General features: G+C 71.0%; 19 protein-coding genes. 11 read left to right on the forward strand and 8 right to left on the reverse strand.

Features of this window, described 5'->3' with window-relative positions; all coding sequences use genetic code 11:
• The first annotated feature begins 50 nt into the window (after positions 1 to 50).
• On the forward strand, positions 51 to 914 hold the full coding sequence (locus ACE3TA_RS20430) for a sulfotransferase domain-containing protein (protein ID WP_374576182.1): 864 nt from the start codon (positions 51 to 53) through the stop codon (positions 912 to 914).
• 29 nt (positions 915 to 943) lie between these two features.
• Here ACE3TA_RS20430 and ACE3TA_RS20435 read toward each other — a convergent pair whose 3' ends face one another.
• The 3 genes from ACE3TA_RS20435 to ACE3TA_RS20445 all read right to left on the reverse strand — a co-directional run bounded on the left by ACE3TA_RS20435 (position 944) and on the right by ACE3TA_RS20445 (position 2770).
• Entirely contained in the window at positions 944 to 1762 is an 819-nt protein-coding gene (locus tag ACE3TA_RS20435; RefSeq protein ID WP_374576183.1) for a sterol desaturase family protein, read from the reverse strand.
• Positions 1763 to 1776: 14 nt separating this feature from the next.
• On the reverse strand, positions 1777 to 2172 hold the full coding sequence (locus ACE3TA_RS20440) for an EF-hand domain-containing protein (protein ID WP_374576184.1): 396 nt from the start codon (positions 2170 to 2172) through the stop codon (positions 1777 to 1779).
• A gap of 106 nt (positions 2173 to 2278) precedes the next feature.
• On the reverse strand, positions 2279 to 2770 hold the full coding sequence (locus ACE3TA_RS20445; RefSeq protein ID WP_374576185.1) for a hypothetical protein: 492 nt from the start codon (positions 2768 to 2770) through the stop codon (positions 2279 to 2281).
• Between the two features lie 170 nt (positions 2771 to 2940).
• On the opposite strand from ACE3TA_RS20445, the gene ACE3TA_RS20450 reads away from it, so the two are divergent.
• The 6 genes from ACE3TA_RS20450 (at position 2941) to ACE3TA_RS20475 (ending at position 8042) form a co-directional block, all read left to right on the forward strand.
• On the forward strand, positions 2941 to 3660 hold the full coding sequence (locus ACE3TA_RS20450; RefSeq protein ID WP_374576186.1) for a response regulator: 720 nt from the start codon (positions 2941 to 2943) through the stop codon (positions 3658 to 3660).
• Positions 3660 to 5015: an ATP-binding protein gene (locus tag ACE3TA_RS20455; RefSeq protein ID WP_374576187.1), complete on the forward strand. Its 1356-nt coding sequence runs from the start codon at positions 3660 to 3662 to the stop codon at positions 5013 to 5015. Before ACE3TA_RS20450 ends, ACE3TA_RS20455 begins: the two co-directional genes overlap by 1 nt.
• A 44-nt stretch (positions 5016 to 5059) precedes the next feature.
• On the forward strand, positions 5060 to 5464 hold the full coding sequence (locus ACE3TA_RS20460; RefSeq protein ID WP_374576188.1) for a hypothetical protein: 405 nt from the start codon (positions 5060 to 5062) through the stop codon (positions 5462 to 5464).
• Positions 5465 to 5546: 82 nt separating this feature from the next.
• Positions 5547 to 6032, forward strand: a complete 486-nt coding sequence (locus tag ACE3TA_RS20465) for a copper chaperone PCu(A)C (RefSeq protein ID WP_374576189.1) — start codon at positions 5547 to 5549, stop codon at positions 6030 to 6032.
• Between the two features lie 13 nt (positions 6033 to 6045).
• The gene (locus tag ACE3TA_RS20470) at positions 6046 to 6627 is read left to right on the forward strand and encodes an SCO family protein (protein WP_374576190.1); all 582 of its coding nucleotides are present in this window, start codon (positions 6046 to 6048) and stop codon (positions 6625 to 6627) included.
• Between the two features lie 179 nt (positions 6628 to 6806).
• Positions 6807 to 8042, forward strand: a complete 1236-nt coding sequence (locus tag ACE3TA_RS20475; RefSeq protein WP_374576191.1) for a dicarboxylate/amino acid:cation symporter — start codon at positions 6807 to 6809, stop codon at positions 8040 to 8042.
• Here the strand turns inward: ACE3TA_RS20475 and ACE3TA_RS20480 are convergent.
• A complete protein-coding gene (locus ACE3TA_RS20480; RefSeq protein WP_374576192.1) occupies positions 8039 to 8980 on the reverse strand; it encodes a hypothetical protein in 942 nt (313 codons plus the stop codon). The genes ACE3TA_RS20475 and ACE3TA_RS20480 overlap by 4 nt on opposite strands.
• A gap of 441 nt (positions 8981 to 9421) precedes the next feature.
• On the opposite strand from ACE3TA_RS20480, the gene ACE3TA_RS20485 reads away from it, so the two are divergent.
• From ACE3TA_RS20485 to ACE3TA_RS20500, 4 genes are all read left to right on the forward strand, one after another.
• A complete protein-coding gene (locus ACE3TA_RS20485) occupies positions 9422 to 9805 on the forward strand; it encodes a hypothetical protein (RefSeq protein ID WP_374576193.1) in 384 nt (127 codons plus the stop codon).
• 88 nt (positions 9806 to 9893) lie between these two features.
• Positions 9894 to 11120, forward strand: a complete 1227-nt coding sequence (locus tag ACE3TA_RS20490) for a CoA transferase (RefSeq protein WP_374576194.1) — start codon at positions 9894 to 9896, stop codon at positions 11118 to 11120.
• Positions 11120 to 11956 (forward strand): MaoC family dehydratase N-terminal domain-containing protein, encoded by an 837-nt coding sequence (locus ACE3TA_RS20495; protein ID WP_374576195.1) that lies wholly within the window; start codon positions 11120 to 11122, stop codon positions 11954 to 11956. The genes ACE3TA_RS20490 and ACE3TA_RS20495 overlap by 1 nt, the downstream gene beginning before the upstream one ends.
• A gap of 80 nt (positions 11957 to 12036) precedes the next feature.
• Positions 12037 to 12681 (forward strand): FABP family protein, encoded by a 645-nt coding sequence (locus ACE3TA_RS20500; protein WP_374576196.1) that lies wholly within the window; start codon positions 12037 to 12039, stop codon positions 12679 to 12681.
• 6 nt (positions 12682 to 12687) lie between these two features.
• On the opposite strand, the gene ACE3TA_RS20505 is transcribed toward ACE3TA_RS20500, so the two are convergent.
• The 4 genes from ACE3TA_RS20505 to ACE3TA_RS20520 form a co-directional block, all read right to left on the reverse strand.
• The gene (locus ACE3TA_RS20505) at positions 12688 to 13656 is read right to left on the reverse strand and encodes a CoA ester lyase (RefSeq protein ID WP_374576197.1); all 969 of its coding nucleotides are present in this window, start codon (positions 13654 to 13656) and stop codon (positions 12688 to 12690) included.
• Positions 13657 to 13736: 80 nt separating this feature from the next.
• On the reverse strand, positions 13737 to 14525 hold the full coding sequence (locus ACE3TA_RS20510; RefSeq protein WP_374576198.1) for a PP2C family serine/threonine-protein phosphatase: 789 nt from the start codon (positions 14523 to 14525) through the stop codon (positions 13737 to 13739).
• Entirely contained in the window at positions 14522 to 15559 is a 1038-nt protein-coding gene (gene tagH / locus ACE3TA_RS20515) for a type VI secretion system-associated FHA domain protein TagH (RefSeq protein ID WP_374576199.1), read from the reverse strand. The genes ACE3TA_RS20510 and tagH overlap by 4 nt, the downstream gene beginning before the upstream one ends.
• 9 nt (positions 15560 to 15568) lie before the next feature.
• Positions 15569 to 17371, reverse strand: a complete 1803-nt coding sequence (locus ACE3TA_RS20520) for a protein kinase (RefSeq protein WP_374576200.1) — start codon at positions 17369 to 17371, stop codon at positions 15569 to 15571.
• Between the last annotated feature and the right edge of the window lie 10 nt (positions 17372 to 17381).

Here is a 17381-nt window from a genome sequence, read left to right on the forward strand (position 1 = left end):
GTGGCCTTGAGCGCGCTTCCACAGGCGATGTGCAAAACGAAGCTTGGCGCTTGGCGCTGCGCGACATCGGCAACGATCTGTCGAACTTTCACATTCTGAAATATGCTGGCCGGGTCGACGGTTACCTCGCCACGTCGAAGAACTCCGGAACCCATTGGCTGCGCTTCATTTTGAGCGCGGCGATCGCCCACCGGCTGGGCCTGCCGGCGCCGGAGCGGTCCAGCGGGCCCGACAGCGACACCTTCATCGGCCACCCACGCCACCGGAAGATTCATGCGAACGCCCCGCGGATCGGCTCGTCGCACAATATTCCGTCCCGCCTGGTGACGCTGCTGGCGGGGCTGGGGCTCATGCGGTTGCCCCCCACCGTGGTGCTGGTGCGCGACATCCGCGAAGCGCTCCTGTCCTATTACGTGAAGTGGCGCGAGCCCTACGGCCTGGGCGAGCTTTCCGACTTCGTCCGCCGGCCGGCGCCGGGACGGCGCAAGGTCGAGGACCTGTGGTGGTTCGTCCGCTTCTTCAATCGCTGGGGCGGACTGGCCAGGGCCACGCCCGAACGCGTGCTGGTCGTTCGGTACGAGGACGTTGAATACGATCCGGCCACCTGGATCCGGCGAATCTGGGCGCACTGGGGCGTCGAACTCGCCGACGCCGATGTGCAGGCGGCCCTGGCCGTGTCGTCCCGCCAGGTGCTGGCGGCGCGCCTGGACCCCGAGCATGGCGAGGCGGTGGTCTCCGACGCCGGGGCGAGGGCGGCCGTGCGCCTGTCTGCGGCGGACGAGGCCGAGGTCCAGCGTGTCCTGGACGGCCATTTGATCTCGAGTTTCGGCTACAGCGGCCCGGCGTCCCTTCCGCGGATTCGGCGGCAGGTGCGGGCCTCTCCGTCGCGCCGAGCCGGATCGACCGCGCTCTAGGGCGTGAAAGGCGGGCGGAACTGAAGGCGTCAGGTCGGGCGGCCGAGCGCCAGGGCCACGGCCTCGCGCGGCGAGCGGGCGCGGCGCAGATCGGCGGCCAGCCGCCCCCATTCGTGGAACGCGATGGCGAACGGGTTCTTCGAGCCGACCGGATGGGTCAGGCCATAGCGCAGCGGCTCCTCATCGGGCGCCTCGGCGAAGGTGCCGAACAGCCGGTCGAAGACGATCACCACGCCGCCGAAGTTCTTGTCCAGCAGGCTCGGGTTGGAGGCGTGATGCACCCGGTGGTGCCGCGGCGTGTTCAGCACCCATTCCAGGGGACCGAGCCGTCCCACCGCTTCGGTGTGCAGAAAGAACTGGTAGTGCAGATCGAGCGCCATCAGTCCCAGGACCATCAGCGGATTGAAGCCGGCCAGGATCAGCGGGACGAACATCAGCCACGCCCCGGAGATCAGGCTGGTCCATCCCAGCCGGATGGCGGCGGGCAGGGTGAACTCCTCGGCCGAGTGGTGCACCGAATGGGTCGCCCACATCCACCGCACGGTATGGCTGAAGCGGTGCTGCCAGTAGTAGGCGAACTCCACCGCCATGAAGGCGGCGATCCAGGTGCGCCAGTCGTCGACCGGCCAGTGCACCGGCGCGATGCGCCATAGGGCCGCGTAGATCGCGCCGAGCGCGGCGATCGAGACCGCGCCGGCCGCCAGGTTGCCCGCCGCCACGCCGAACGAGGCGGCGGCGGCCCATCCGTCGTAGCGGCGGCGGGCGAACGCCAGCCGCCAGACGATCTCCAGCGCGATGGCCGCCAGCATCACCAGGCCGAAGCCTTTCGGACGTCCGAGGAACTCCATCGCGCGGCCTCCGCTCAGTAGCCCCTGGCGCGCTGGGCCGTGTCCCGCAGGGCGGCCAGCTCGGCCTTGTCGATCGCGCCGTCCTGGTTGGTGTCGGCCATGTCGAAGACCGGCGCCGGGCCGGTGGCGAACTCCTGGCGGCTGATGCGGCCGTCCCGGTTGGTGTCGAGCCGGCCGAAGATGTCGGGCTCGCGGCTGGCGATAAGCCGCTGGGCCATGCCCTGGCCCATGTCGGATTGGGTGATGTAGCCGTCGTGGTTGCGGTCGAGCCGGTCGAAGTTCTTGGCGCGCATGTCGATGAACTCGGCGCGCGTGACCCGGCCGTCGTGGTTCACGTCGGCGCGGGCGATCATCACGTCGGGAGAGGGGCCGGCGGCCATCATGCCGGCGGAGATGAGGGCGGCGATCATGTCTTCAGGTCCGTCATGGAGGGAACAGGGGGCGTCCCCGGCGTGTTGGGGACCGGCCGGGGACGCCTGGGTTGAAACGCCGGGTGGTCTCGGCGTTTCGGGGGGCTCAGTAGGAGGTCGTGCGCGTGCTCGAGGTCGTGCGCCCGTTGCTCGTGGAGGTGTCGCGGGTCACCACGCGGCCGTCCTCGGTGTAGGACACGTCCTTGTCGACGGTGGCCGAGGCGCCGTTGGCGTTGGTGTAGGTGCTTTCGCGGGCGTGGCCGTCGTCGGTGGCGTAGACCGTGCCCCAGGTGGACTGGCTGCCCCCGGCCGCGCCGGTGCGTGCGCCCGAGTAGCTGACCGAGCCGTCGCCGTTGGCCGTGGCCGAGCCGCTGCGGGTGGCGGTGGCGCCGTTGTTGTAGGTGCGGCTGGTGGAGCCGGTGTAGGCGCCGGGCGTGCGCGTGCCGGTGTGCTGCGAGGTGTAGCCGGCGCCGTAGGCGCCCTGAACGGCGCGGCTGCGCGTGCGGGTCTGGGCCTGGGCGGCGTCGAGGGCGGTCAGGGTGAAGAGGGCGGCGACGGCGGCGACGCCGATCGCGGTCTTGGAGCGGGAGAGGGACATGGGGTCGGTTCCTTCGCAGGGCTGAAGTTCGCGTGGGGTCCGTCTGGACGCTGACCACCCTCGATCCCTGCTGTAAGGCGGCCATGTCCCAGCCGCTTCGCTTCGTATCAAAGTGTATCCGGCGCACGGCCGCGCTTCCTCGCCGCCCGGAAATCCGCCAGCTTCCACCCATGACCGAAGGCACGCTCATCGCCGTCGTCGAGGACGATGCGGAAATCCGGGCCCTTGTGACGGGGCTCTTGAGCCGCGAGGGCTTCGAGGTGGCCGCCTGCCCGGACGGCGGGGAGCTGGACCGGGTGATGGCCCGGCGGCGGGTCGACCTCGTCCTGCTCGACCTGATGATGCCCGGCGAGGACGGTCTTTCCATCTGCCGCCGGCTGCGCGCGGCCGGCGACGTCCCGGTGCTCATGGTCACCGCCAAGTCCGACGACATCGACCGGGTGGTGGGTCTTGAACTCGGGGCCGACGACTATCTCGGCAAGCCCTTCAATCCGCGGGAGCTTCTGGCCCGCGTTCGCGCGATCCTTCGGCGCACGCGCGAGGCCCATCGGGTGCCCGCCGCGCCGCAGCCGGCCGTCTATCGCTTCGCCGGCTGGTCGCTGGACGCGGGCTCCCGGGCGCTGGCGGATCCGGACGGCCATCCCGTCGAGCTCACCGGCGGCGAGTTCGACCTGCTGATGGCTTTCCTGACCCACCCGCAGCGGGTGCTGAGCCGCGATCAGCTCCTGGACTGGACGCGCGGCCGCAGCGCCGAGCCCTATGATCGCGCGATCGACGTGCAGCTCTCGCGCCTGCGCCGCAAGCTCGGCGACCGCTCGGACTCGCCGACCTTCGTGCGCACCGTGCGCGGCGGCGGCTATCTGTTCGCGCCGCAGGTGGAACGCGGCTAGTGCCCGCGCTGATCGACAACATGGCGACGCGGATCGCCGTGATCCTGCTGGCCGGGCTCGTGGCGCTGCAACTCGTCATCGGCGCGGTGATGATCCTGCCGGCCGGCAAGGATCGCGGCGGCCTCTTCCAACTGCCGTCGCCGACCGAGGCCCTGGCGATCGTCGAGGCGATCGAGGCCAGCCCGCCCGAGGCCCGCCCCCTGATCGCCCGCGCGGTTTCCAGTTCGGCGATGATCGTGCGGCTGGAGCCGCAGTTTCCCGTCGACGCCGGCACGCGCAGCTTCCAGCCGTCGCCCCGCCGGCTGCTGTTCGCCCGCTACCGCGACGCCATGGACGGCCGCGCCTTCATGATCCAGGTCCAGCCGGGGGCCTATTTGCACGCCATCGCCGCGCCGGACGGGCGCCTGGTGGCCGAGGGGCCGGTGCGCATGCTGGTGCGCCTGCGCACCGGCGATGTGCTGGTCATGGAGCGCACGGCGCCGGCCGCCCTGCGCCGCTTCGTCAGCCGCTCGGCGATGCTCGCCGCCCTCGGCGGCCTGATCCTGATCGCGATGCTTTGGCTGGGCATCCGGCGCACCGCCCGGCCGGTGGAGCGCCTCGCCGGCGCCGCGCGCCGCCTGGCCGACGACCTGCGCGCGCCGGACCTGCCGATCGAGGGGCCGCGCGAGATCCGCGACCTGTCGATCGCCTTCAACGAGATGAAGCACACGATCCGCGGGCTGGTCGACGACCGCACGCGCATGCTGGCCGCGATCGCCCACGACTATCGCACCTATCTGACGCGCCTGCGCCTGCGCGCCGAGTTCATCGCCGACGAGGAACAGCGCGGGAAGGCGGTGGCCGACCTGGACGAGATGGGGCTGCTGCTCGACGACACCCTGGCCTTCGCCGGCGCCGCCACCGCCGAGCGCGCCCAGGCGCCCCCTCTCGACGTGTCCGCCGAGTTGGTCCGGATGGTCGCGGCGCGCGCCGAGATGGACGAGCCGGTCGCCTTGTGCGCCGCGAAGCCGGGGCTGCAGGCGCGCGTCGCGCCGCTCGCCCTGCGCCGCATGCTCGCCAACCTCGTCGACAATGCGATTCGTTACGGCGGCATGGCGCGGCTCTACGCCGGGCCCGAAGGCGACTGGGTCGTGGTGCGCGTCGAGGACGAGGGGCCGGGCATTCCGCAGGCGGCGCTGGACCGGCTGGTCAAGCCGTTCGAGCGGCTGGAGGAGTCTCGCCAGCGCGGGGACGGCGGCGCCGGCTTGGGCCTGGCGATCGTCGCCGCCCTGGCCGAGAGCCAGGGAGGGCGGCTGAAGCTCTCGAACCGCCCGCAAGGCGGCTTGTGCGCCGAGATCCGCCTGCCGCGCGCCTGACGGCTCCCATCGACAGAGCGCGCGGCGCTGTGTATGGGCCTGCCATGCGGTCGATGCGCGACATGACGCGGCTGTGGGCGTCCTGCGCCTTTGCGCTGGCGTGTCTGGCGCTTGGCCTGCGCATCCTGGCGCCGCCGGGCTTCATGGTCGCCGCGCCCGACGAGGGGCGCAGTTCGCCCATCGTGATCTGTACGGGCCACGGCCCGCAGACCCTCCATCTGGACGATCAGGGCCGCCCGCTGCCGGCCGACGACGACCGGTCGTCCGGGCACGGGCCGTGCGTGTTCGCCGCCGTGGGGCCGGCCCTGGCCGGACAGCCGCCGCTGCTGGCCGCCGAGGTCGTCTACTGGCGCGCCGCGGCGCCGGGTGCGCTGGCCGCCGACGTCCGGCCAGGCGCGGGCCTCAGCGCGCCTCCGCCGCCGCAGACCGGTCCGCCGCGCTTCGCCTGATCTGACCGCCGCCTCCACGGAGGCGCGCCTTCACACGCGTGCTCGGCGCGCGCCATCCGATTCCAATTCAGGACCTCGAACCATGCTTCGTCGCGATCTCATCGCCTTTGGGGCCGCCATCGCCCTGTTCGCTTCCGTTCCCGCCCTGGCCAGCGGCCAGAAGGCCGGCGCCATCGAAATCCAGCATCCCTGGGCCAGGCCCACGCCTCCCGGCGCGCCGACGGGCGGCGGCTACCTGACCCTGGTCAACCACGGCTCGACGCCGGATCGGCTGCTGGGCGGCTCCACCCCCGTGGCCGACCGGCTGGAGGTGCATGAGATGTCCATGCAGGGCTCGATCATGCGCATGCGCAAGCTCGACGACGGCGTGGCGATCCCTGCCAACGGGACCGCCGAGCTGAAGCCCGGCGGCCTGCACATCATGCTGATCGGCCTGAAGAAGCCGCTCAAGCTCGGCGACCGCGTGCCCGCCAAGCTCCGGTTCGAAAAGGCCGGCGAGGTGGCCGTCGAGTTCGTTGTGCAGAACCCGCCCATGCCCGGCGCCGCCCGCAAGCGCGAGGGCATGTAAGATGTTCAAGGGAATGGCCGTCTGGATCGGCGGCGTCGCCGTCGCCGTGATCGTCGCCCTGGGCGCGGTGTTCATCTTCGCGCGGGGAGGGGAGGCGCCCAAACCTTCCTCGATCTCCATGCCGGCGGGCGTCCAGCTCGTCGACACCAAGGGAAAGCCGTTCACCGCGCAGGATCTCAAGGGCAAGCCGACCGCGGTGTTCTTCGGCTTCACCTACTGTCCTGAAGTGTGCCCGACGACGCTTGTCGACATCGGTCGTTGGCTCGAGGCGCTCGGCAAGGACGCGGACAAGCTCAACGTGGTGTTCATCTCGGTGGATCCCGAGCGCGACACCCAGAAGCAACTCGCGCTCTACCTGTCCTCCTTCGATCCGCGGATCCGCGGCGTCACCGGCACGCCGCAGGCCATCGCCAAGGTCGCCAAAGGCTTTCGCGTCTACTACCGCAAGGTTCCGACCGGCGGCGGCGAATACACCATCGATCACTCCTCGGCGGTCTATCTGATGGACGCCGACGGCCGCTTCGTGGAGCCCATCGGCTACGGGGAGACGCTGGACCGCGTGCTTCCCAAGCTGCGCGCCGTGATCGGCGCCTAGGCCAGGAGCGAACGGGGGCGGGGCGGTCGCCGGACCGCGCCCGCCCTCGTTCGCGCCGGCGCCCGAGGAAGCGGCGACGAACGCGGCGCCGCGACCCGTTCACCGTCATGGTCAGGCTTGCCGCTTCCCTCGACCGGCCGCCCCGCTAGGTTGGCGTGCGGATCTAGCGGAGAACACCCATGCCCCTGACCTTGCGCGTCCTGCTGGGCCTCGTCGCCGGCCTGGCGCTGGGCGTCGTCTTGCGCGCGACCGGATTTTCCGGCCTCGACCGGCTGGTCGCCGTGGCCGATCCCATCGGCGGGCTGTGGCTCGATGCGCTGCGCATGACGATCGTGCCGCTGGTCTTCTCGCTGATCGTCACCGGCATGGTTTCGGCGCGGGGGGCGGCGTCGCGGGGCGGCGGAGCGGCGCGGGCGCTTGGGCTGTTCGCGGTCCTGCTGCTGGCGGCCGCCACGGTCAGCGCCCTGGTTGTTCCGCTGGTGCTTCAGGCCTGGCCGGTCCCGGCTGAGGCGGCGAAGGGCCTGAGGGAGGCGATCGGCTCGGCCGGCCCGGCGCCGTCGGCGCACTTGCCCCCGCCGGGCGACTGGATTCGCAGCTTCATCCCGACCAACCCGGTCAAGGCCGCCGCCGACGGCGCCATGGCGCCGCTGGTGATCTTCGCCGTGCTCTTCGCCCTGGCCGCCTGCCGCATCCCGGAGGAGGGGCGCTCGCGCCTCGCCGGCCTGTTCGAAGCCCTGGGCCAGGCCATGCTGGTGCTCGTCGGCTGGGTGCTGTCGGTCGCGCCCGTCGGCGTCTTCGCCCTGGCCGTGAGCGTCGGCGCGCGCGCTGGCCTCGGCGCGGCGGGCGTCGTGGGCCACTACCTGGTGATCCTGTCGGGCGTCTCGATCACCATGACCCTGCTGCAGTACCCGCTGGCGGCGGTGGCGGCCAAGGTCGCGCCTTGGCGCTTCGCCCGGGCCGCGGCCACGGCCCAGGTCACCGCCTTCTCCACCCAGTCGTCGATCGCCTCCCTGCCGGCGATGCTGCGCGGCGCAGTTTCGTTGGGCGTTTCGAACGCGACGGCCGACGTGGTGCTGCCGCTGGCCGTGTCGCTGTTCCGCATCAGTAGCCCGCCGGCGAACCTGGCCGTGGCCCTCTATATTGCGTCGGTCTACGGGATCAGCCTGGCCCCAGGTCAGGTCGCCGTCGCGGTGGTCGTCGCCGCCGTGGTCAGCCTCGCCGCCGTAGGTTTGCCCGGCCAGACCACCTTCTTCACCACCATCGTGCCGATCTGCCTGACGCTGGGCGTGCCGCTGGACCTGCTGCCGATCTTCCTGGCGGTCGAGACCGTCCCCGACATCTTCCGCACCGTCGGCAACGTCACCGCCGATCTGGCGGTCACGGCCATCGTCGGGCGGCGGCCCGCCCAGCCCTAGTCGAAGCGCACGCCGAGCCGCTGCAGGCCGCCGAACAGGCGCTGCAGGCTCGCGGCGTTGGTCCGCCGGTGCTTCACGACCGGATCCGACAGCAGCGTGGCCGCCGGGACGTAGATGCCCGACCCGTCGCGCAGGCATACGCCCCGCTCCATGAGCGCATTGACGCGTCGGCGGGTCGTCTCGAACGACATGCCGAGGTCCTTGGATAGCGCGTGCACCGTCAGCCGCCGCCGCTCGCTGTCCGGCGCCACGGTCTGCGGCGTCGAGAACCTGTCGGACGCGGTCTGGTCGTTGGTGATGTGCCCGACGTTGGCGACGACGATCGCCAGGAACATGATGGCGTTCAGGAAATCACCGGCCACCGGCTGGGCTGATTCCAGGTAGCGCAGCACGTAGCCGACGGTGGATCGCATCGCCACCCGCACGGGCTCGTCGGCCGGCTTGGCCGCGGTCTGCTCGCCGGCGGCCGGGGCGGGGACCAGCTCCAGCGCGGGCGCCATCGTGCGCAGTCGCCCGTAGAAGGCGGCCAGGCTGGCGAAGTTCTCGTCCAGCACCTGTTGCACCGGCCCGGTGATCAACTGGTTCTGCGAGAGGATCACGCCGTCCTTGCCGGCCTGCGCCAGGCCCTGGCGGTCGAGCGCATGGACGCGGCGGCGGACGGTCTCGAACGGCAGCCCCAGGGAGCCGGCCACGGCGTTGATGCTGGCCGGCCTGCGCATCTCGTCGGGAATCGGCGTCTCGAAACTGGCGTAGGCCTTCGCCACCTCGGGCGAGGCGATCAGGTGGCGGATATTGGCGTCCAGGATCGCAAGCCGGATCACGCCGTCCAGGAAGTCGCCGCCGCTGATCCGGGAAACGCGCTTGAGGAACGCCAGCACAAACTCGGCCGACAGACGGCCGACGGCCGGCGAAGGGTCGCGCTGCGCCTCGGGCTCCATTGAGACCGGCCTTCAACCATCGCATCGGCCGGCCTGTCCGCCAGCCATGGAGGAGCGTATGCGACTCGCGGTTGCAGGCGAAGCTCAAATCGGCCGCGCGAATTTCGGGCAAGGCAAGCGGCCCCATACCCAAAATGAGTAGTCGCTCCAATGGCGGGCGATTCGGCCGAAGATTTCACCGCTGTCACAAGTATTCGGCTGCTTGAATACTCAGATCGGGTAGCGCCGTGCGGCTCGGACAATATGGCGTTAAGCGTGCCTGATGTTTGCTCCCTTCGCGCGGCTGTCGTGGCCTCGCTCGCGCCGAAGCCGTTTGTCCGAGGTCAATGTCGTTGTGAATCAGATGGATCAAAAACCCCCGCTGAACATTGTCTTGGCCGAACAGACGGCGGCCGCGGTCCATGCCGCGCGGCATATTCAGCACAGGTAGGAGGGGCGTCCGTGGCGCAGCAATCCGATCGTCTCGTACAAGTCGTCCCGCCCGCCGATCTCGCCGGCGAAGCCGCCCATCGCGACGCGGCGGAGATCGTCGCCTTTCCCACGACCCGCAAGGCGCCGGCGCCCGTGCCTCGGCTCGAGCTGCTGGGCGCGCTGTTCGCCGCCATGCACCTGGCGGGCGGCGTGGCCGCGCCGGAGGCGCTGATGGCGATCGTGGCCGGCGCCATGCCGCAACGCGACGAGGCGATGGTGCGCCAGGAGATCGAAGCGCTGATCGACTACTATTCGGTCGCGCAGGGCGACGCGCCGTTGCAGATGCCGATCTTCGAGCGACTCGACGACGGCCGCATCGCCCTGGGCGAGGTCGTGCGCAACTACCTGGCCTGATCGGCCCGCGGCGCCGCTACGGCGCCTTGCCCCCGAAGCGATTTCGGCGGAGACCGACCGTCGGGAGAAACAGGAGGGCGGCGCGTCGATGTACGGACTTCTCAAGGGATTGCGGGTGGTCGAGGGCGCGGCCTTCGTCGCCGGCCCGACCTGCGGCCTGCATCTGGCGCAGATGGGGGCGGAGGTCATCCGCTTCGACGCCATCGGCGGCGGCCCCGACTTCAGGCGCTGGCCGCTGACGCCGGCGGGCGACAGCCTCTACTGGGAAGGGCTGAACAAGGCCAAGAAGTCCGTGGCGCTCAACCTTTCCAGTCCGGAAGGGCGAGACCTCGCCGTCGCCATCGCCACGGCGCCCGGCGAGAACGCCGGCCTCTTCGTCACCAACTATCCGGTCGACGGCTTCCTCTCCTACGAGAAGCTCAAGGCGCGCCGGGCCGACATGATCTGCGTGCGGGTGATGGGCTGGGCCGACGGCGCGCCGGCGATGGACTACACGGTCAACGCCGCCGTCGGCATCCCGATGATGACCGGTCCGCTCGACCGGCCCGATCCGGTCAACCACGTGCTGCCGGCCTGGGACCTGTTGGGCGGGGCCTACGGCGCATTCTCGCTGATGGCCGCGCTCCACGACCGCCGCGCGAGCGGACAGGGCAGGGAAGTGCGCGTCCCCCTGTCGGACCTGGCCGCCACCAGCCTGGCGCACATGGGTCAGCTCGCCGAGGTCCTGACCACCGGCAAGGACCGCCCGCGTCTGGGCAACAGCCTGTTCGGCGCCTTCGGCCGGGACTTCGCCTGCGCCGACGGCCGCCGGCTCATGGTCGTGGCGATCACGCCCAAGCAGTGGCGCGGCCTGGTCGCGGCCCTTGGGCTCAACGAGGCCGTCGCGGCGCTGGAGACGGAGCTTTCCGCCGACTTCGCCAAGGACGAGGGCGCGCGCTTCGTTCATCGCGAGCGCCTCTTTCCCCTGTTCGAGGCGGCCTTCGCCCAGCGCTCGAGCGCCGAACTCGGGCCGCTGCTCGACGGGCAGAGCGTCACCTGGGGGCCGTACCAGAGCCTGCACGAGGCGGCGACCGGCGATGCGCGCCTGTTCACGCAGAACCCGGTCTTCCAGACCATCGCCAACCCCAGCGGCTTGAGCTACCCCGCCTCGGGTCCGCCGGGAACCCTGGCCGGCGAGCCGCGAGGGGCCCTGGCGCCCGCGCCGCGGCTCGGCCAGCATACCGACGAGGTCCTGGCCGAGGTGCTGGGCCTGTCCTCGCACGAGATCGGCCGCCTGCATGACGCGGGTCTGGTCGCCGGGCCGGAGGCGCGCTGATGACGGACACGGTCGATCCCGCGGATCTGCAGGCCTGGAGCGCCTGGATCGGCAAGGTCGAGACCGTCGATGAGACGCTCGATCCGCAAGCCCTGCGCCGCTTCGCCGCCGCCGTCGGGGCGGACCTGGAGGTCGAGCGCGTCAATCCGCCTCTGGCCCATTGGGCCTTCTTCCTGCCGGTCGTTCCCGGCTCGGAGATCGGCCCGGACGGTCATCCCAAGCGCGGAGGCTTCCTGCCGCCGGTCAGCCTGCCCCGACGCATGTTCGCCGCCGCCGACATGGAGTTCGGCGCGCGCCTGCGCCTGGGCCAGCCCGCCCGGATGACATCGACGGTCATGGACGTTCGCCATCGGTCCGGCCGCTCCGGCGACCTGGTCTTTGTCGAGGTCGAGCGGGTGATCGCCCAGGGCGGCGAGCCGTGCGTGATCGAGCGCCAGACGATCGTCTACCGGGGCGAGGGCGGGCCCACGCCGCCGGTCACGCCGGTCGAGGCGGCCGGCGCCGAGGGCGAGCTGATCTGGACTCCGGGGCCGGTCGACCTCTTCCGCTTCTCCGCGGTCACCTTCAATAGCCACCGCATCCACTACGACCTGCCTTACGCCCAGCAGGAGGAGGGCTATCCCGGCCTCGTCGTGCACGGCCCGTTCACGGCCGCCCGGCTGTACGCCTTCGCCGAGGCGCGCGCGGGCCGCCGCCTGAAGCGCTTCGCCTTCCGCGCCCAGGCGCCCATGTTCGCCGGCCAGCAGATCCGCCTGAGGGCCGGGGAGAGCGCCGGTGAGGCGCAGGCCGTGCGTTGCGACGGCGTCGTGGGGATGACCGCCAGCGTCGAGGCCTAGCCGCGCCGCATCGGGCCTCTTGACCAACCCCGCCGCCGGCAGGCAACGCTTGAAGCCGCACCAAGCTGTTGAGGACGCCGATGAATCCCTTTCCCGACGACATCTACACCGAGCAGGAAGATGTCGACCCCGACACCCTGGCCAACCTCGGGCCCCTGCGGCCGCTGGCGGGCGTCTGGGAGGGACGAAAGGGCGTCGACATCAATCCCAAGGCCGAGGGGCCGGAGCGCCGCGAATACATCGAGCGGATCGACATGCAGCCGATCGATCCGCAGGCGAACGGGCCGCAGCTCTTCTACGGGCTGCGCTACCACATCCACATCCTGGCCACGGACGAGGACAACACCTTCCACGACCAGGTGGGCTACTGGCTGTGGGAGCCGGCCACGGGCCTGGTGATGCAGTCGCTGACCATTCCGCGCGGGCAGACCGCGCTGGCCGGCGGCCGGGCGGCCGCGGACGGCAAGTCCCTGGTCGTCAGCGCCGAGCGCGGCGGCACGGAATACGGCATCTGCTCGACCGCCTTCCTGGAATACGCCTTCCGCACGGACTCCTACCGCCTGGAGGTCACGTTCAACGACGACGGCACCTGGAGCTATCTGTCCGACACGATGCTGACGGTGCGCGGCCTCGAGGCGCCGTTCCGCCACCGCGATCGCAACACCCTGACCAAGGTCGCCGAGCCGGAGCCCAATCCGCTGCTGAAGAAGCTGGGGAAGGCCTGAGGCGGTCTAGGCCGCGCCCACGCGGCGGGCCTTTTCCACCAGCCCCTGCGCCTGGCGGATCGAGGCGGCGTCGATCATCTTGCCGTCCAGCACCACGGCGCCCCGGCCGGCGGTTTCGGCCTCGGCCAGGGCGGCGAGGATGCGCTGGGCCTGCAACACCTCGTCGGGGCGCGGGCTGAACACCTCGTTCAGCGCCTCGATCTGGCTGGGATGGATGGCCCACTTGCCGTCGAACCCCAGGGCGGCGGCGCGCTTGGCGCTCCACTCCAGGCCGAGCGGGTCCTTGAAGTCGGCGTAGGGGCCGTCGATCGGGCGCACGCCCGCCGCGCGGCAGGCCACGACGATCCGGGCCAGCACATAGTGCCAGGGATCGCCCATGTAGAGGGCGCGCAGGCCCTCGGAATCGGCGTCGGCCAGCACCGAATAGTCCGGCACGGCGCCGCCGATGGTGGTGGTGCGCGCACCGACCGAGGCGGCGAAGTCTCCGGGGCCGAAGTGCAGGCTCTCCACCCTGGAGCTCGCGCGGGCGATCGCGTCGGCGTTCACCAGGCCCTCGGCGGTCTCGATCTGCAGCTCCAGGCCCAGGCGCTTCTTGCGGCCGGTCGCCGCCTCGATCTGGGTGAGCAGCACGTCCAGCATGTGCACGTCGGCGGCGCTGTTGATCTTGGGGACCAGGATCAGGTCCAGCCGCTCGCCCGCGCCCTCGGCCACATCCACCAGGTCGCGGTACATGAAGGGCGTGTCCGGCGCGTTGATCCGCACCGAAAGCGTGCGCTCGCCCCAGTCCACGTCGCGCGTGGCCTCGATCACGGTCTTGCGCGCGGCGGGCTTGTCGGGCGGCGCCACGGCGTCTTCCAGGTCCAGGAACACCACGTCGGCCGCGCTGGTGGCGGCCTTCTCGATGAAGCGCGGCGAGGAGCCGGGAACGGCGAGCTGTGACCGGTTCAGTCGGGCGGGTACGGCGTGCTGGGACATGGCGGACCGGGGCGCTGGTTTCAAAGATGCGCCCGGATTAGCAGCGCCGGGCGTCAGCGCCTATGCGCGATTGCGCCGGATCAGGCCTCGGCCGAGATCAGCACCAGGGTGACGTTGTCCCTCGCGCCCCGGTCCAGGGTCAGGGCGATCAGGCCGTCGGCGGCTCGCTCCGGCGGCATGGCCGTGAGCACGCGGCGGATCTCGTCGTCGGTCACCGTGCCGGTCAGGCCGTCCGAGCAGATGAGGAAAACGTCTCCCGGCTCGATCGCGGCGTGCCGCACGTCCAGCTCCAGCGGATCGCCGGCGCCCACCGCCCGGGTGACGATGTTGGATCGGGCGTGGCCATGCGCCTGCTCGGGCGTCAGCAGGCCGGTGTCGACCATCTCCTGGACGGCGCTGTGGTCGTGGGTGAGCTGGATGAGCTTGCCGTCGCGCAGCACGTAGATGCGGCTGTCGCCGGCCCAGACGCAGGCGTAGTGGTCGTCGTACACCAGCAGGGCCGCCACGGTGGAGCCGATCAGCGCGCCGTAGGACAGGGCCGCGGCGCGCTCCAGGAGTTCGTGATTCACCGCCTGCAGGCCATCGCAGACCGCGTTCAGAAAGCCGTAGCCGGACTGCGGCGGCGAGATCTGCGCCAGGGATTCGATGATCAGGTCGGCGGCCACGTCGCCCGCCTCGTGCCCGCCCATGCCGTCGGCCACGGCCCACAGCCGGATGTCCGGCCGCTCCAGGTAGCGGTCCTCATTCAAAGTGCGCACCACGCCCACGTGGCTGCGCCCCACAGAGCGCAGGCCAATGGATCCGCGGCGGGGGCTCGGCGCCGGCGTCGCGTCGATGGACGGCGGCTTCACGGCGGCCCGGACGCTCACGCCGCCGGGCCCATCGCGTCCAGCGCCTTGAGCTGCTGCTCATAGGCGGCGCGGAACGCGCGGCTCACGGGGCTGTCGGGATCGTTGTCGGCCTGCTGGCGCACTTCGTCGTAGAGCTTCAGGTACTCGCCCCAGGCGGCCGCGGCGCGGCCCTGCAGCACGAAGGCGCGTCCCTTCAGCGACTCCTCGATGAGGTCGGGATCCAGGCTCTCCAGCGTCGCGCCCAGGGCGGCGCGCAGGCCGGCCAGGATGCACAACAGGTGCTTCTTCAGGTCCTCGAAGCTCGACTTCACCGCCGCCGGCCCGGACAGGAAGCCGTCGTCGCGCGCATGCAGCAGGTCCACCGCCACCCGATGGGCGGGCGCCCACTTGAACGGATTGTTGCCCTCCGCGCGCACGGTCGTGCGGGTCATGCGGTATTCGGTCTTGAGCGTCGTGCGCTCGCTCATCAGGTCGCCGAGCCCCAGCACCATCTGCTGGTAGACCGCCCCCAGCCGCCGCATCACCTGGGCCGGTTCCTCGCCGGAGAACGCCGAGGCGTCCAGCTTGGCGCCCTCGCAGAACGCCTCGAGAAGCGAGCCGTCGGCCGGCGGCCGGGCCGCGGCCTCCGGCGCGTCGGCGTCGGCCCAGTCGGTGGGCACGGACAGGGCGTCGCTCGTCACCGACATCGGCTTGAGCATGGGCTCGCAGAACGGGGCGTCGAAGCCGGCCCGCTCATCGTTTCCGGGGTCGATCACGATCAGGTAGCCGCCGAGGCGGAACGTCTCGCCAAGCTCCACCGGCGCGGGCTCCAGCGGTTGCAGGCGCCGACGCTCATTGCCCACGAACACGCCGTTGGAGCTGGTGTCCCGAAGCGACAGCCGACCCTGCTTGTCGGCCAGCACGCAATGCAGGCGCGAGACCGACTTGTCGGGGTCGGGAATGATCCAGTCGGCCGCCGCGTCGCGGCCGATCGTCAGTTCGCCGCCGTCGAACGCGCGCGCCTCGATCTGACGGAACGGATCGGACTGGTGGAAGAGTCTGAGGGTGACCATCGGCGTTCGTCAGCGGCGCGCCGCCATCGCCGGCTGCGGCGTGGCGTCCAGGCGGGTGGAATCGAGATCGTCGTCAGGTGTGGCGAACGGATCGGCCGCCGCGACCGGCGCCGGACCAGGGGCCTTGCGCGGCTGCGGCGCGCGGCGGGGCGGGGCCATCGGCATCTCCCGGGCTCGGGCCTCGGCCACTTCCAGGCGCTCCTGCACCTGGGCGGTGAAGCGGTTGAAGCTGTCGAACAGCTCGCCGAACTCGTCGGTGCGGTGGTGGGTGATGCGGAAGTCCAGGTCGCCGTCCGCCGCGTCGTCGAGGGCCGCCTTGAGCCGGCGGATCGGACGGGCCAGCAGGCGGGCCATGGTGAAGCTGACCGCGATCACCGCGCCCAGGGTCACCAGGCCAAGGCCGATGAGCAGAAGGCGCGACAGGCGCGCGGCCTGAGCCAGCTCGGTCTTGTTGACGCTCACGTCCACCGCCCCGAACGCACGGCCGGCATAGGTGATCGGCCGCACGAAGCGGAAGCCCTCCACGCCCTTGGCGTTGCGCGTCTGGGTGATCTTCAGCGCGCCCTCGGTCTGCACCAGCGGTTCGCCCGCAGGCGCCTTGTAGGGGAGGCCGATGCGGGCCGGATCGCTCGCCGCGCGGATGATCCCGTCGGCGTCGACGACCGTGAGCTGCTGGACGTTGGGGTCGCTGGAGGCTGCGGCGATGAAGGCTTCCACCGGAAGCCAGTCGCGTTCCTCCGGCGGCAGGGCCGCGTTCTCGACGGCCCGCAGCGAGGCGTTGCTGGCGACGAACGAGGCGATCGCCGAGCCGGAGGTCAGGGCCATGTGCTGCATGGCCTCGTTCTGCCGCTTCAGCACCCCGCCGATGCTGAAGAACAGCACCAGGGCCGTGATCGAGGCCATCACCAGGGTCAGGCGCAGTTGCAGCGGCAGGGCGCGGGCCTTGCCGTCGGTCTCGGCCACGGCGGCGGCGTAGGCCGCCTGCTCGCGGTGCAGCGCCTCGGCGAGCTGGGCGCCGTCGGCGAAGCGGCGGTCGGCCCGCTTCGCCATCAGCTTTTCGATGATGTACTGCAGCCCGCGCGGCGCGCCAGGCGCCAGTTGGTCGATCGGCGTCGGGTCCTGCTGGGTGATCTGCAGGGCCAGCGTGCCGGGGTTCGAGGCGGAAAAGGCCTTGCAGCCCGTGGTCAGCTCATAGAGCACCACGCCCACGGAGAAGAGGTCGGAGCGTCCGTCGATCTCGCCGCCGAGCGCCTGTTCGGGGCTCATGTAGCGCGGCGTGCCGATCACCTGGCCCACCTGGGTCTTCAGGGTCTCGGCCTCCATGCGCAGGCTGTCGGCCTCGCTCACGCGGGCGATGCCGAAGTCCAGGATCTTGATGGTGCGCCCGTCCTTGCCGACGACGATGTTGGACGGCTTGATGTCGCGGTGGATCACGCCCTGGGCGTGCGCATAGTGCAGCGCCTCGCCGAGCTGAGCGCCGATGGCCATCACGTCGTCGGGCGGCAGGGCCTCGCCGGCGTTGATGATGCGGTCGAGCGGTTCGCCCTCGAGCATCTCCATGACGATGTAGGGATAGCCGTCGGCCTCGCCGACATCGTAGATCGTCACGATGTTCGGGTGAGACAGGGCGCCCGCCGCCTTGGCCTCGCGCAGGAAGCGCGTCGCGCACTCGTGGTTCTGCCGGAACTCGCCCTTCAGGACCTTGATCGCCAGGACGCGATTAATGCTCGGGTCGTAGGCGCGGTAGACGTCGGCCATGGCGCCTTCGCCGATGAGCTCCTGCAACTCGTAGCGTCCGACAAGCTTAAGCACTGCCTCTCCT

It is taken from the genome of Phenylobacterium sp. (assembly GCF_041916435.1).
Lineage (GTDB): Bacteria > Pseudomonadota > Alphaproteobacteria > Caulobacterales > Caulobacteraceae > Phenylobacterium.